Annotated in this window: 9 protein-coding genes and 2 pseudogenes; 6 read left to right on the top strand and 5 right to left on the bottom strand. The window is 69.8% G+C overall.

What is annotated here, in order from left to right; genetic code table 11:
• Positions 1-364 precede the first annotated feature (364 nt).
• On the top strand, positions 365-1975 hold the full coding sequence (locus OO52_RS19660; protein ID WP_030647894.1) for a glycoside hydrolase family 43 protein: 1611 nt from the start codon (positions 365-367) through the stop codon (positions 1973-1975).
• 77 nt (positions 1976-2052) lie between these two features.
• On the opposite strand, the gene OO52_RS19665 is transcribed toward OO52_RS19660, so the two are convergent.
• Complete coding sequence (locus tag OO52_RS19665) at positions 2053-3066, bottom strand: LacI family DNA-binding transcriptional regulator (protein ID WP_030647896.1); 1014 nt, start codon at positions 3064-3066, stop codon at positions 2053-2055.
• A gap of 225 nt (positions 3067-3291) precedes the next feature.
• Here OO52_RS19665 and OO52_RS19670 point away from each other — a divergent pair, with 225 nt between their 5' ends.
• Both OO52_RS19670 and OO52_RS19675 read left to right on the top strand, forming a co-directional pair.
• Complete coding sequence (locus OO52_RS19670) at positions 3292-4257, top strand: glycoside hydrolase family 6 protein (RefSeq protein ID WP_030647902.1); 966 nt, start codon at positions 3292-3294, stop codon at positions 4255-4257.
• Between the two features lie 91 nt (positions 4258-4348).
• Positions 4349-5626 carry a glycoside hydrolase family 6 protein gene (locus OO52_RS19675; RefSeq protein WP_030647905.1) on the top strand — a complete coding sequence of 426 codons (1278 nt, stop codon included), beginning with the start codon at positions 4349-4351 and terminating at the stop codon, positions 5624-5626.
• 322 nt (positions 5627-5948) lie between these two features.
• On the opposite strand, the gene OO52_RS19680 is transcribed toward OO52_RS19675, so the two are convergent.
• Positions 5949-6770: a S1 family peptidase gene (locus tag OO52_RS19680; RefSeq protein WP_037629624.1), complete on the bottom strand. Its 822-nt coding sequence runs from the start codon at positions 6768-6770 to the stop codon at positions 5949-5951.
• A gap of 386 nt (positions 6771-7156) precedes the next feature.
• Between OO52_RS19680 and OO52_RS19685 the strand changes: the two are divergent.
• Positions 7157-7968 (top strand): annotated as a pseudogene (locus OO52_RS19685) (MMPL family transporter); the annotation flags it as partial.
• 96 nt (positions 7969-8064) lie between these two features.
• On the opposite strand, the gene dctA reads toward OO52_RS19685, so the two are convergent.
• Positions 8065-9462 (bottom strand): C4-dicarboxylate transporter DctA, encoded by a 1398-nt coding sequence (gene dctA / locus OO52_RS19690; RefSeq protein ID WP_030647914.1) that lies wholly within the window; start codon positions 9460-9462, stop codon positions 8065-8067.
• On the bottom strand, positions 9459-10577 hold the full coding sequence (locus tag OO52_RS19695) for a PrpF domain-containing protein (protein WP_030647916.1): 1119 nt from the start codon (positions 10575-10577) through the stop codon (positions 9459-9461). Before OO52_RS19695 ends, dctA begins: the two co-directional genes overlap by 4 nt.
• Before the next feature lie 146 nt (positions 10578-10723).
• Between OO52_RS19695 and OO52_RS19700 the strand changes: the two genes are divergently transcribed.
• A complete protein-coding gene (locus OO52_RS19700; RefSeq protein WP_030647918.1) occupies positions 10724-11629 on the top strand; it encodes a LysR family transcriptional regulator in 906 nt (301 codons plus the stop codon).
• 316 nt (positions 11630-11945) lie between these two features.
• Entirely contained in the window at positions 11946-12527 is a 582-nt protein-coding gene (locus OO52_RS50895) for a hypothetical protein (protein WP_158712527.1), read from the top strand.
• Positions 12528-13064: 537 nt separating this feature from the next.
• On the opposite strand, the pseudogene OO52_RS54590 reads toward OO52_RS50895, so the two are convergent.
• Positions 13065-13185 (bottom strand): annotated as a pseudogene (locus tag OO52_RS54590) (transposase); the annotation flags it as partial.
• Positions 13186-13226 lie beyond the last annotated feature (41 nt).

Here is a 13226-nt window from a genome sequence, read left to right on the forward strand (position 1 = left end):
GCGAGGAAGGGACGGCTGGGGGTTCGAAATTTCGATCGCCATTCGGAAACCTGATGCTTTCACGGATACTAGAGAGGAGCCTGAACATGTCAACATCACGCGAACCAGCCAACTGTGCTTCGGATGGACGGCCGTCGCGGGGCCGCTACCTGGGTCAACGGCGAAGTGGCGGGCGGCAGCGCGGGCCAGCCGGTGCCGAATGTGTCGGTCGACTTGCCGAAATTGCGAGAGGCCTTGACGAGCGTGGTCGGTCTCCTATCATCCAGCATGCTCGATAAGCCGACCCACATTCGGCATATCGAACGCACCTGCCGAACGCAGTAGAGCCGCTCCACCCCCAATGAAGCCAAGGAGAGGGCCGTAGATGGATATGTCATGGCCGCAACAATATTTATCGCGTCGGCGTGCGCTGACGGCCGCCACCGGCCTGGCCGCCGGCGCCCTCCTGCCCCGTGGCGCCGCCCTCGCGGCCGCCTCCACGTACACGAACCCGGTGATCTGGCAGGACTTCGCGGACATCGACGTCATCCGGGTCGGCGACACGTACTACGCCTCCGCCTCGACGATGCACTACTCGCCGGGCGCGCCCGTACTGCGCTCGTACGACCTGGTGCACTGGGAGATCGCCGGCCACTCGGTGCCCGTGCTCGACTTCGGCGCCAAGTACGACCTGAACGGCTCCCGCGGCTATGTCAGGGGAATCTGGGCGTCGTCACTGGCCTACCGGCCGAGCAACAGAACCTTCTACTGGCTCGGCCAGATCGACTTCGCCCGGACGTACGTCTACACCGCCACCGCCGTCGAAGGGCCCTGGAACAGGCTGACGACGATCGGCACGCCCTACTACGACGCGGGGCTGCTCGTCGACACGGACGACTCCCTGTACGTGGCGTACGGGAACACCACCATCAGCGTGGCCCAGCTCTCGCCCGACGGCCGCAACCAGGTCCGCGCACAGCAGGTGTTCACGACGCCGTCGAGCGTCGGCACCCTCGAAGGCTCACGCTTCTACAAGATCAACGGGCAGTACTACATCTTCCTGACCCGCCCCGCGAACGGCCAGTACGTCCTGAAGTCGTCCAGCGGCCCCTTCGGCCCCTACACGATGCGACAGGTCCTCCTCGACCTGCGCGGGCCGATCCCCGGCGGCGGCGTCCCGCACCAGGGCGGGCTGGTGCAGACGCAGAGCGGCGCCTGGTACTACCTGGCCTTCGTGGACGCCTATCCCGGCGGCCGGATGCCCGCGCTGGCCCCGGTCACCTGGACCTCGGACGGCTGGCCCGTCGTACAACTCGTCGACGGCGCGTGGGGCACCTCGTATCCCAGCCCCGCCGTGCCCCCTCCGCCCCGTCAGGTCACCCCCATGACCGGCGTCGACACCTTCGACGGTACGACCCTCAAGCCGAGGTGGGAGTGGAACCACAACCCGGACGACACCAAGTGGTCGGTCGGCAACGGGCTGACCCTCCGGACCGCCACCGTCACCAACGACCTGTACTGGGCCCGCAACACCCTCACGCACCGCATCCAGGGCCCCACCTCCACGGCCACCGTCCAGCTCGACCACTCCGCCATGCGGGACGGCGACCGAGCTGGACTCGCACTGCTGCGGGACTCCTCCGCGTGGATCGGTGTCAAACGCGACGGCGGCGTGCCACGGGTGGTGATGGTCACCGGGCTGACCATGGACACCGACTGGAACACCACCGGCACCGGCTACGAGGTCGCGAGCGCGCCCGTCTCCGGTGGCCGCGTCTGGCTGCGCGCGACCGCGGACATCCGCCCCGGCGCACCACGCCCCGGCACCTTCTCCTACAGCACCGACGGCACCACCTTCACCCGTCTCGGACCCGACTTCTCCATGGGCAACGACTGGCGGTTCTTCATGGGCTACCGATTCGCCCTCTTCAACCACGCCACGCAGGCACTCGGCGGTGCGGTCCGCGTCACACGGTTCGAGCTGTCCACGCCCTGAACCGGTCCACCGATCGCACCGCCCGACCACCTGCCGGCAGCAGGGGCGCCGGCTCCGGCCGGGGCCCGCCACAGCCGTCAGGCACTGGAGCGGACGACCAGGCGGGTCGGCAGGATCAGCGCAGTGGGGTCCTGCCCGTTGACGAGGGCGACCAGCATGCGCGCCATCTCCCGGCCCAGAGCCTCTATGGGCTGATGGACGGTGGTGAGCGGCGGATCGGAGATCCGGGAGACGCTCAGGTCGTCGAATCCGACCACGGCGACGTCGGCGGGGACCTGCCGGCCGGCCTTCCGCAGCGTGCGCAGGGCTCCCACCGCCATGTTGTCGCCGGCTGCGAACACCCCCTCCACGTCGGGGCGGTTCGCCAGCAGTGCGGCCATGGCGGCGGCTCCGCTGTGCTCGGTGAAGTCCCCCTCCTGCGGCGGCAACGGATCGAGGCCGGCGGCGAGCATGGCGTCCCGGTAGCCGCGGTACCGGGCGCGCCCGGCCTCGGTGTCCAGCCGCCCGCAGATCGCGGCCACACGAGTCAGGCCGCGCGAGAGCAGGTGCTCGGTCGCCTTCCGCGCACCGCCGACGTTGTCGACATCGACGTACCACCGGGGAGTCGTACCGACCGGGCGTCCGCCGAACACGACGGGTATCTGCGCCTCCTCGGCCACCCGGGTCAGCGGATCGTCCTCGCGCAGCGCCATCAGCATGGCGCCGTCGGCGCCCCTGGAGCGAAGGAGTTCCGCGACCCGCTTGCGGCCGCGGTCGGAAGCGGCCAGGCACAGCATCAGATGCAGGTCCGCCTCCTCGAGAGCGGCCGACGCCCCCACGATGACCTGGGCGAAGAAGGGATCGGCGAAGATCGAAGGATCTTCTCCGGAGACGACCAGGGCGGCCGCTCCCGTCTGCCGGGTGGCCAGGGCGCGAGCGGTCGGGTTGGGGACGTAACCGAGTTGCCGGACGGCCCGTTCGACGGCTTCACGTTTGGCGCGGCTGACGTGCGGAGCGTTGTTGAGGGCACGGGAGGCCACGGAGCGGGAGACGCCGGCGCGTTCGGCCACCTCGTCGAGCGTCGGCTGCCGACGCGGCGCATCTTCTGCCATGGGCCGGGAGTCTCTCACAGGTCGGCGGTAGTCCGGAGTGGTGGTCTGGGAGCGCTTCCAGTTCATCGTGCTCCGTTGGCCTCACAATTCGGTAGAAGCCGAGTCCTGAGCCGAGTATCGCGCCGAGTATTGACAGCTCAACGAGCCCACCCCACGATTGGGACCGCTTCCAGTGGGAGCGCTCCCAATGCACTCGAGTCCCGCTCAGGAAATCGAGGTACAGTCATGCGCCGCAGCATGCGAATACTGGTGTCAGCCCTCTTCGCCCTGCCGTCCGCGCTCGCCCTCGCACCGTCCGCCCACGCGGCCGACCCGACCACCATGACCAGCGGGTTCTACATCGACCCCGACTCCAGCGCCAAGCGGTGGGTGGCCGCCAACCCCGGCGACGGCCGTGCGCCCGCGATCAACGCCTCCATCGCCAACACCCCGATGGCCCGCTGGTTCGGCTCCTGGAGCGGCACCATCGGCACGGCCACGGGGGCGTACGTGGGAGCGGCGGACTACTCCGACAAACTGCCCGTCCTCGTCGCCTACAACATCTACAACCGTGACTACTGCGGCGGGCACTCCGCGGGCGGGGCCGCCTCGCCGTCCGCCTACGCGAACTGGATCGCCCAGTTCGCCGGCGGGATCGCAGGCCGCCCGGCGGTCGTCATCCTCGAACCGGACTCCCTCGGGGACTACGGCTGTATGACCCAGGCTCAGATCGACGAGCGAGAGGCCATGCTCACCAACGCCCTCGCCCAGTTCAGCCGGCAGGCCCCCAACACCTGGGTCTACATGGACGCCGGCAACCCGGGTTGGGTCAGTCCGGCCACCATGGCCCAGCGCCTGCACGAAGCCGGCCTCCGTCAGGCCCACGGCTTCTCGCTCAACGTCTCCAACTACTTCACGACCGCCGAGAACACCGCCTTCGGCAACGCCGTCAACAGCGAGCTCAGTGCCCGCTACGGCTACACCAAGCCGTTCGTCGTGGACACCAGCCGCAACGGCAACGGCTCCAACGGCCAGTGGTGCAACCCCGCGAGCCGCCGCATCGGCACCCCCACCCGGACGGGCGGAGGCGCCGAGATGCTGCTGTGGATCAAGACCCCGGGCGAGTCCGACGGCAACTGCGGCGTCGGAGCCGGCTCCACGGCCGGACAGTTCCTCCCCGAGGTCGCCTACAAGATGATCTACGGCTACTGATCCCGGACTCCCGCCGCCCGCACAGGCGGATCGGCAGTCCACCCGGGCGGCGGGCATCTGCCTCCACCACCTCATCGACCAGGAAGCAACCATGAATCCACGCAGCCTTCGGCGCCGCGCGGCCGTCGTCGTCGCGGCCCTCACCGCAGGCGCCGCTCTGACCGCGACGCAGGCGCAGGCCACACCCACGCAGGACGTGATCACCCCGGCCACGAAGTTCTACGTGGACCCGCACAGCAAGGCCGCGAAGCAGGCCCTCGCGGACTTCGGAGCCGGCGACACCGAGAACGCCGTGAACATGGCCAAGCTCGCCAGCTGGCCGCAGGCCGAGTGGTTCACCGAGGGCACGCCCGAGGAGGTGCGCGGCAAGGTCGGCAAGCTCGTCCACCGGGCCCGGACCGTGGGCCGGACCCCGGTCCTGGTCGCCTACAACGTCCCGGGCCGGGACTGCACGCAGTACTCCAGTGGCGGAGCCGCATCCTCCGCCGCCTACCGGCAATGGATCGACGCCTTCGCCGCCGGCATCGGCACCAGCAAGGCGGTGGTCGTCGTCGAACCCGACGGCACGGCCCTCCTCCCCGAGGACTGCGGACCCACCACCGACCCGACAGGCGAACTCACCGCCGCCCGCCTCGCCGACCTCGCCTACGCCGTGAAGACCCTGAAGGCCAAGCCGCGCACCGCTGTCTACCTGGACGCGGGGAACGTCCAATGGCGGCCCGTCGGTGAGATGGCCCAGCGACTGCTGGACGCCGGGGTCAGCCGCAGTGACGGCTTCGCCCTGAACGTGTCCAACACCCATCCCACCGACCACAACACCAGATACGGCACCTGGATCGCCAAGTGCATGTGGTTCGCCACCGCAGGACCCGAGGAGGCGCGTGGCCACGCCGAGCGGTGCGCCGACCAGTACTACTCGGCGGCCGCCCCCAACGACGGCACCCCCGGCAACGCGGTCTCCTCCACCGATCCCACCACCTGGCGGTGGACCGACGCCTGGTACGACCAGAACGTGGGCACCCCGCCGGCCGACGGGCTGCGTCACTTCGTGATCGACACCAGCCGCAACGGTCTGGGCGCCTGGACCCCCGAGCCGGGCAAGTACACCGGGGATCCGGAGGCCTGGTGCAACGCACCCGGGCGCGGTCTCGGCCCGCGCCCCACCGCCGACACCGGCGTACCCCTCGTCGACGCCTACCTGTGGATCAAGATCCCCGGTGAGTCCGACGGCAGCTGCACGCGCAACACCGGCGGCACCATCGACCCCGAGTACGGCATCGTCGACCCGCCTGCCGGTACCTGGTGGCCCGACCAGGCCCACTCCCTGGCCCGCAACGCGGCACCGCGCCTGACCTTCAACCGGGCCTGAGGAAGGAGACGTTGCTTCCGGATGCCGCCGATGCCTGTCTCGGCGACCGGCGTAGGTGGCTTCCGGGCACGCCGAGGTGACGCCCGTCCCGGCGGTCACCTGGTGCGGGTGGCGCATGAGCTGGATGTCGAACGCGTCCGGCCGTACGTCGATGACCGCGTCCCCGTGCGACGGCGATCCTGTGCCGACCGGACTGCGGTGCCTGCACCCCGTGTCAGGGAAACGCGCCGCCCTCGACCGGACCGCTCCATCGCCTCGCCCCCACCTGATGCGCACTGCTCCCGCGCCACCGGCCGCACCGGCAACGTGGCGGCGTCCCGCATCAGCCGTTGCGGCCTGTCACCTCATGGATCCAGTCCGCGTAGGCGGGCGCGCTGGTGTAGAGCCCCGGGCCCTCGCTGCAGCGCACGCCTGGGGCGCCGGGCCCCGAGGTGACGCCGATGAGTTCCCAGCGGCCCTTGCGGTCCTGCTGGAGCTGGGGGCCGCCGGAGTCGCCGTTGCATGCCATGGCCTTGGGCACCTGGCTGATCGTGCACAGACGGGTGCTGTTCGCGTAGCCCGGCGCGCAGTCGGAGACCGCACCCCTGCGCGTGTCGAGTTCCTGGAGCCGGTCGGGAAAGACCCATTTGGTGGGGTCGGGTGCGTCGTCGACAGTGCCGAAGCCCAGGATGCGGGTCGGGGTACCGGGCCGTCCCGGCTTGTCGGCGATGCGGATGGGCTCCTCGGCGACCGGGCTGTTCAGGCGGATCAAAGCGACGTCGTTGCGGTTGGGGCCGGTGCCGTCACCGTTCCTGTAGCCCGGGTGGGACACCGTCTTCGCGACGGACCGGACAGTGCCTCCGGACTTCTTCCACTCACTGCCGATCCGGACGGTGCCGTCCAGGGTGACAAGCGTCGGGTCCACGCAGTGGGCGGCTGTGAGCACCCACTTCCCGTCGATCAACGATCCCCCGCAGACACCCTTGAACGTAGGGTCGTCCACACCTGTCACCGGGATGGACACCATGAACGGGTAACCCTGCGTGGAATCCCTCCCGTTGACGATGGCTTCGGCGCTGCCGGTCGTCATGGCGGCACACGCCGCTCCCGCCAGGACCACCGCGGCGGTGCGCGCCATGCGGCGCGAGGACTTCAAGCTGAACACTGGTTCTCCGATCGGACGAGCAGGTGCGACGTGCCCAGCCTCAGCGATCAAGAGGAACTGATCCATCCGGTCAGTGGGCCCATCCGAGGCCCGGCCAGCGGGCCCGTGCGGGGTAGGGAGAACCCCCGGACGGCACGTTCCGTCCGTCCTTCGCGTTTCCATCACCGGGCCGTGATGGTGCTCGGCGGCGGTCAGGTGCGCGAACCCGGCCGAACCCGCGACATCCAAGCGCGGTGCGGCCCGGTGCGTTGTGCTGGTGTGCCCTTCCGCGTCCGCACCGGGCGGCCGAGACACCAGGACGGACCTGTTCCAGGACCGGCGGGCGTACGTGTGGGGCGACCACTCCGACCCCGCGACCCTGGGCGACGACGGCCGGTTCGTCGACCAAGCTCGCCACCACCGACGGCGTCGCCGGAGCCGGCCCGGCAGTGCCCTCCGCGGACGGCGCCCTGTCCACCGTCTTCGTCTACCCGACGACCTCACCGCAGGACGAGGGGACCGCGGACCTCGTCCACCGCCTGCGCGACGACGTGGCCCCGCCCCTGGAACACGCCACCGGAGCCGAGGTGTTGGTCGGCGGTGCCACCGCCGCCTCCCAGGACGTCTCCGAGACACCCACCGACCGGCTGCCGCTGTTCGTCGCCGTCGTGGTCGGTGTCTCCTCGCTCCCGCTCCTGCTGGTCTTCCGGTCCATCTGGATCCCCGTCAAGGCAGCCATCCTGAACCTGCTGTCATCTCCGCCGCGCTCGGAGTGATCACCCTGGTGTTCCAGCACGGCTGGTTCGGCGCCCAGCCCGGCCCCATCGAGGCCTTCATCCCGGCTCTGATCTTCGCGATCGTCTTCGGGCTGTCGATGGACTACGAGGTCTTCCTCGTCTCCCGCATCCACGAAGAGTGGACGCGCACCAAGGACCCCGCACAATCCGTACGCGAAGGACTCGCTGCCACCGGCAAGGTCATCACCGCCGCCGCGGCCATCATGATGTTCGTCTTTGGGGCGTTCGTCCTCAGCTCGGACCGCATGCTCCAGCACTTCGGACTCGGCCTGGCCGTCGCCATCCTGCTCGACGCCGTGCTCATCCGCTGCCTGATCGTCCCCGCCGTCATGCAGATGCTCGGCACGTATGCCTGGTGGCTGCCCGCGCCATTGGCCCGGAAACTGCCCGAGGTGTCCATCGAACGCCCCGAGCAGAGCTGACCAGCGGCGCACACCACGTAAGTCGGACAGCACCTTGCTGAGAAATGGGGGGCCCGGCCCGGAGCGTCCGCTCCGGGCCGGGCCCCCCACGTGACGTCAGCTTGCGGCGGGGACGGGGTCGCGGGTGGGTGCGGGCGTCTCCTTCGGACCGGGCTCGGCCGGCACCGCAGGAGGAGCGGGGGCAGGGGCGTAGGGGATCTCGCCGCGCAGGACGGCCTTGGCTCGGTGCTCGTCGAGCTCGCCCTCCCAGCGGGCGACGGCCAGGGTGGCGACGCCGTTGCCGACCAGGCTGGTCAGGGCGCGGGCTTCGGACATGAACCGGTCGATGCCGAAGATCAGCGCGAGGGCGGCGACCGGGACGTGCGGGACGGCGCTGAGCGTGGCGGCCAGGGCGATGAAGCCGGAGCCGGTGACGCCCGCGGCGCCCTTGGAGGTGAGCAGCATGACGGCGAGCATGGTCAGCTGCTGGGTGAGGCTGAGGTCGATGCCGAGGGCCTGGGCGAGGAAGACCGAGCCCATGGTCAGGTAGATGGCGGTGCCGTCGAGGTTGAAGGAGTACCCGGCGGGCAGCGTGATCCCGACGACCGGTTTCGAGGCGCCGGCGTGCTGGAGCTTGGCCATCATGCGCGGCAGGACGGGTTCGGTGGACGAGGTGCCCAGGACGATCAGCAGTTCCTCCTTGATGTAGCGCAGGAAGGGCAGCAGCCGCAGTCCGTTCAGGCGCATCACGGTCCCGAGGACGACCAGGACGAAGAAGAGGGCGGTCAGCCAGAACGAGCCGACCAGCAGGCCCAGATGACGCAGAGTGCCCAGACCGTAATTGCCGATGGTGAAGGCCATCGAGCCGAACGCGCCGATCGGAGCCAGTCGCATGATCCACCGGATGAGCGTGAACAGGACCGTGGACACCTTCTCGATGCCCCGGGCGATGCCCAGGCCGGCCTCCCCGCTTGCGTGCAGGCCGAAGCCGAACAGCACCGACACCAGCAGCACCGGCAGGATCTCGTTGCCCGTCAGGGCGCTGACCAGGGTGGTCGGGATGATCGCGAGGAGGAACTCGGCGAAGCCCTCGTGGGCCGTGGTCGCCTCCGGCGGAAGGCCCTTGGGGGACAGGGTCGAGAGGTCGATGTGCAGACCGCTGCCCGGCCTTACGACGTTGACGACGACCAGGCCGATCACCATGGCGACGGTGGTCAGCACCTCGAAGTAGATCAGGGCCTTCAGGCTGACGCGTCCGACCGCGCGGGCGTTGCCCATGGAGGCGATGCCGTGGACGACCGTGCAGAAGATGATCGGCGCGATGAACATCTTCACCAGCGCGATGAAGCCGTCACCGAGCGGCTTGAGGTCGGCGCCGACCGACGGCCACAGCCCGCCCACGGCGGCGCCGAGGAGGACGGCGATCAAGCACTGGACGTAGAGGTGGGACAGCATCCGCCGGGTGCGGCCCGGTGGTGCGATGACGGTACCCGGGGCGGCGTCGTTGCGGCTCATGCGGGGCGTCCTTCCAGGACGGGAACGAGGAGTTCGGCTCGGGCGATACGCCGGGCGGCGCGGTGCAGCAGCACCGTGGGGGACGCGCCGTCCGGTGCGGGGACGGCTCGGGTGGTGACCACGCCGGCGGGGGTGCCCAGGCGCAGCGTGCCGTCGGCGGTCTGCCGGGCGACGCGGTGGGCGAGGGTGCCAGGGGTGGCGGCGGCCGTGGCCAGGGCCACGGCGGAGGTCAGGCCGATCGCCGGGTGCGGAGCGTGCATGGAGACCATGCGCACGGCCAGGTCGTACTCGTCCTGGTCGACGAGTACGCCCTGCGACGTGCGGTAACGGGCGGGCCGGGCGACGACGCCCACCTTGGGCACCGCGTGGCTGACGGGATCGCCCTCGCGGGCCAAACCCATGGCCAGCGCCGCCTGGCGGCGCAGCAGTGTCAGCGCGGGTACGGCGGTGGCGAACTCGGTGAGGGTCTCCGTACCGTCGAGGCCGAACGCCTTGGCCTCGAACAAGGCGGCCGGAGCACCGGCATCCACCAGCGAGGCCTCGACGGGACCGTCCGGGCCCCTGAGTTCGTCCAGGGTCCTGCCGGTCGGCAGAGCGCGGCCGGTCGTCGAACCCGCCGGGTCCTGGAATCCGAGCAGGACCGGTACGCCACGTGCCGACGTGCCCGGAACCTCCGCCGTGCCCTCCTCCGGGGCCACGCCCTCGGGCGTGGGGATCGTGCCGGTGAGGCGGGCCCCGGTGTTGACGTTGAGCATGCGGACCGTGGTGGTGTCCGACCTGATCGGCACGAGGTCGTGGTGGATGGCGTACAGGGCCACGGCGGTGGCGCAGTTGCCGCAGTTGCTGGCCCACTCCACCCGCTCGTCGCCGATCCCGACCTGTGCGAAGGCGTACTCGACATCCACACCGGGTTGGGCCGACGCCTGGACGACGGCGGCCTTGGAGGTGGTGGAGGACGCGCCGCCCACGCCGTCGATCTGACGGGGGTCGGCGGCGTTGAAGGCGGCGAGCAGGAGGGCATCGACGTCCACGCCCGTGGCGGCCACGTCGCGGTGGTCGAAGATCCAGCACTTGCTGGTTCCTCCGCGGATCATCTCGCCCTGCAGACGCAGCACAACTGACTCCTCACAGACGTGGAAGGGGAAGTCCACCGACGGTCTCGCCGTGCGTGGTGTCCTCCACGGTGGGTTACGGCAGCGTGAAGTACAATCTCGAAAATCTGCATAGCTATTAAGTTGAAGTGAATGCTGGAGGTGGCGGCATGCTCGACGTCCGGCGCATCCTGCTGTTCACCGAGGTCGCCCGGCGCGGCTCGGTCACCGCGACAGCCCGCGCCCTCAACTACACACCGTCAGCGGTGTCGCAGCAGATCAGCCGCCTGGAAACGGAGGCGGGACAGCCCCTGCTGGAACGCCACGCCCGGGGCGTCACCCTCACCGACGCCGGACGCGCACTGGCCGAGAGAGGGCAACGGATCGAACGCGAACTGCGGGCGGCGGAAAACGAGCTCGCCGACTTCGCCGGCCTGCGCGCGGGCACGCTCCGCATCGGCACCTTCCCCACCGTCGGCGCCTCGCTCCTTCCCCAGGCCGTGATCGCCTTCCGGGACGCCCACCCCGACGTACGGCTGACCGTCCGCAGCGCCCGCATCGCCGGACTCTGGACCATGCTGGAGAACCGGGAGATCGAGATGTCGCTGATGTGGGACTACGACTGGAGCCGGATCGACCGCGAGGACATCGTCGTCACCCCACTCCTCGATGACCCGCCGGCCCTTCTCGTCAGCGCCCACCATCCCCTCGCCGGCCGCGACGCCGCCTCACTCGCCGACTTCGCAGACGACCCCTGGATCACCCGCGCCGACCACCACCCGGTGGCCGAAGCCCTCGTCCGCGGCTGCCGCGCCGTCGGCTTCGAGCCCCAGATCGCCTACGAGGCCCACGACTACCAGGAAGCCCAGGCCATGGTCGCCGCCGGCATCGGCGTCGCCCTCGCCCCCACCCTGGCCCTGGAAGGCATCCGACCCGGCGTCGACGTCCTGCCCCTCCAGCCGCCGGCCCCCGTCCGCCGCATCCTCCTCGTTCGCATGGCCGACCACTCGCTCACCCCCGCCGCCCTGACCTTCGCCGGACTCCTCCGCGACACCGCCGCGGCCCGCACACCCTGACACTGACACCGACCGCCGAGCACGAAGACTTGCCAGGGAACACCACCAACATGGGCGGCCAGCCTCCTCTACTCTCCTAGACTGCAACTAACGTTGCTCGATGGGAGGTTCGTTGTCCTCAGCACCGCCACCCCGAAGCGATGGACCGAACCCGGCGCCTGACTCAGGGGCTGGCTCGGGACCAGGCCCCTCATCACCCCCACTGCGACAGTCCCGCCTGCGTCGGTTACGGAACTGGTTCAGCGGCCTGAGTGAAACCGGCAAAGTCGGCATCCTCAGCGCAGTCCTCACAACTGTCGGCGGTGGAGTCTTCGGCTTGATCATCGCCGTGATTCCCCTACTGACCGACGGTGGCAACGACGACAAGCCGCAAGCCATGCCCCGGCCATCGGTGCAGGCCTCCAAGACGCCAGGCAAGACCGTGCCACCAGCGACCGCTACTCCGCCGACCAACCAGCCCACTGAGTCCGGTTCGTCGGACGTCCCGGCACCAAGCGTGAGTTCGAGCTCTGACTCGAAAGCGATCCAGTACACAGGGCCTGTGCGTATCGCGAACGCGGGACCGGACCTCGACGTCGTCCCTCCGAAAATCGGCCTGGGTGACCCTGACCCGGACGTTGTCATCGCCCCGTTCGACCCGTCCCACATAGACGCCTACAGCGTGGTGAACGAGCCCCGACTGGCGCTCTGGACAGGCTCGGCGATGCCCAACAGGCGGGACTGTTCCGACCTCCTCTCCACCCAAGGGGGGACGAGAGTGGAGGTGAAGAAGGGAACGGTGGTCTGCGTCCGGACTGATGCCGGGCGCATCGCCGTGCTGACGGTCACGTCGACGAGCGATGACTCCGACACCGGTGACAGGGCACAGGCGACGGTGTGGTCTGAGGTCTCCGACTAGAAACCCTGCCGCCCGACGCCCCTATCCGAGTGCTGAGGCCCCGCCCCGCGCTGCTGCGCCGGCGCGGGGCCTCACACGCGTATCCGCGGGGGAGCGGATGCTCCTCCACGCGCTGCCGTGTCCAACGCCCGAGCCGCTGCACGGCCCGGGGCTGCCGATGTCGTCCTGATTCCTGTCAGCCATCTCCTGCTTGAACTCCGTGAGGTCCGCGTAGGACTTGTCCGGGCGATCACGTGCGGAGCCAGATGGTGAGGGCTGCGACGGTTGCGGTGCCGAAGTAGACGTGGCCGTGCTTGTCGTAGCGGGTGGCGACGGCCCGGGACTGTTTCAGGCGGTTGATCGCCCACTCGACGGTGTTGCGCCTCTTGTACCGGTCCTCGCCGAAGCCGGCCGGCCGTCCGCCTCGTGAGTCTTCGCACAGGCGGGCGGCCTGGCTGTCGGTCTTCTCCGGGTTGGTGTGGTGGATTCCCCGCGCACGCAGGTACTCGCGGATTGGGACCTTTGCCGTAGGCCTTGTCGGCTGCGAGGCATCTGCCGCGACCTGGACCTGACGGAGTAGACGTTCCCAGATTCCGTCGGCCGACCACGGGCGGTGACGTTCGTGGACGGTCTTCCACGGCCCGAACCTGCGGGGCAGGTCACGCCACCGCACTCCGGTTCCGCCACCTGACACAACTCCCGTTGCGCACAAACCCTGAT

Source organism: Streptomyces flaveolus, from assembly GCF_000716535.1.
In the GTDB taxonomy this organism is placed as follows: domain Bacteria; phylum Actinomycetota; class Actinomycetes; order Streptomycetales; family Streptomycetaceae; genus Streptomyces; species Streptomyces flaveolus_A.

Bases quoted from the DNA above. Each gene is read 5' to 3' on its own strand.
- OO52_RS19660 (WP_030647894.1), top strand. From the start codon at position 365: ATGGATATGTCATGGCCGCAACAATATTTATCGCGTCGGCGTGCGCTG.
- OO52_RS19665 (WP_030647896.1), bottom strand. From the start codon at position 3,066: ATGGCAGAAGATGCGCCGCGTCGGCAGCCGACGCTCGACGAGGTGGCC.
- OO52_RS19670 (WP_030647902.1), top strand. From the start codon at position 3,292: ATGCGCCGCAGCATGCGAATACTGGTGTCAGCCCTCTTCGCCCTGCCG.
- OO52_RS19675 (WP_030647905.1), top strand. From the start codon at position 4,349: ATGAATCCACGCAGCCTTCGGCGCCGCGCGGCCGTCGTCGTCGCGGCC.
- dctA (WP_030647914.1), bottom strand. From the start codon at position 9,462: ATGAGCCGCAACGACGCCGCCCCGGGTACCGTCATCGCACCACCGGGC.
- OO52_RS19700 (WP_030647918.1), top strand. From the start codon at position 10,724: ATGCTCGACGTCCGGCGCATCCTGCTGTTCACCGAGGTCGCCCGGCGC.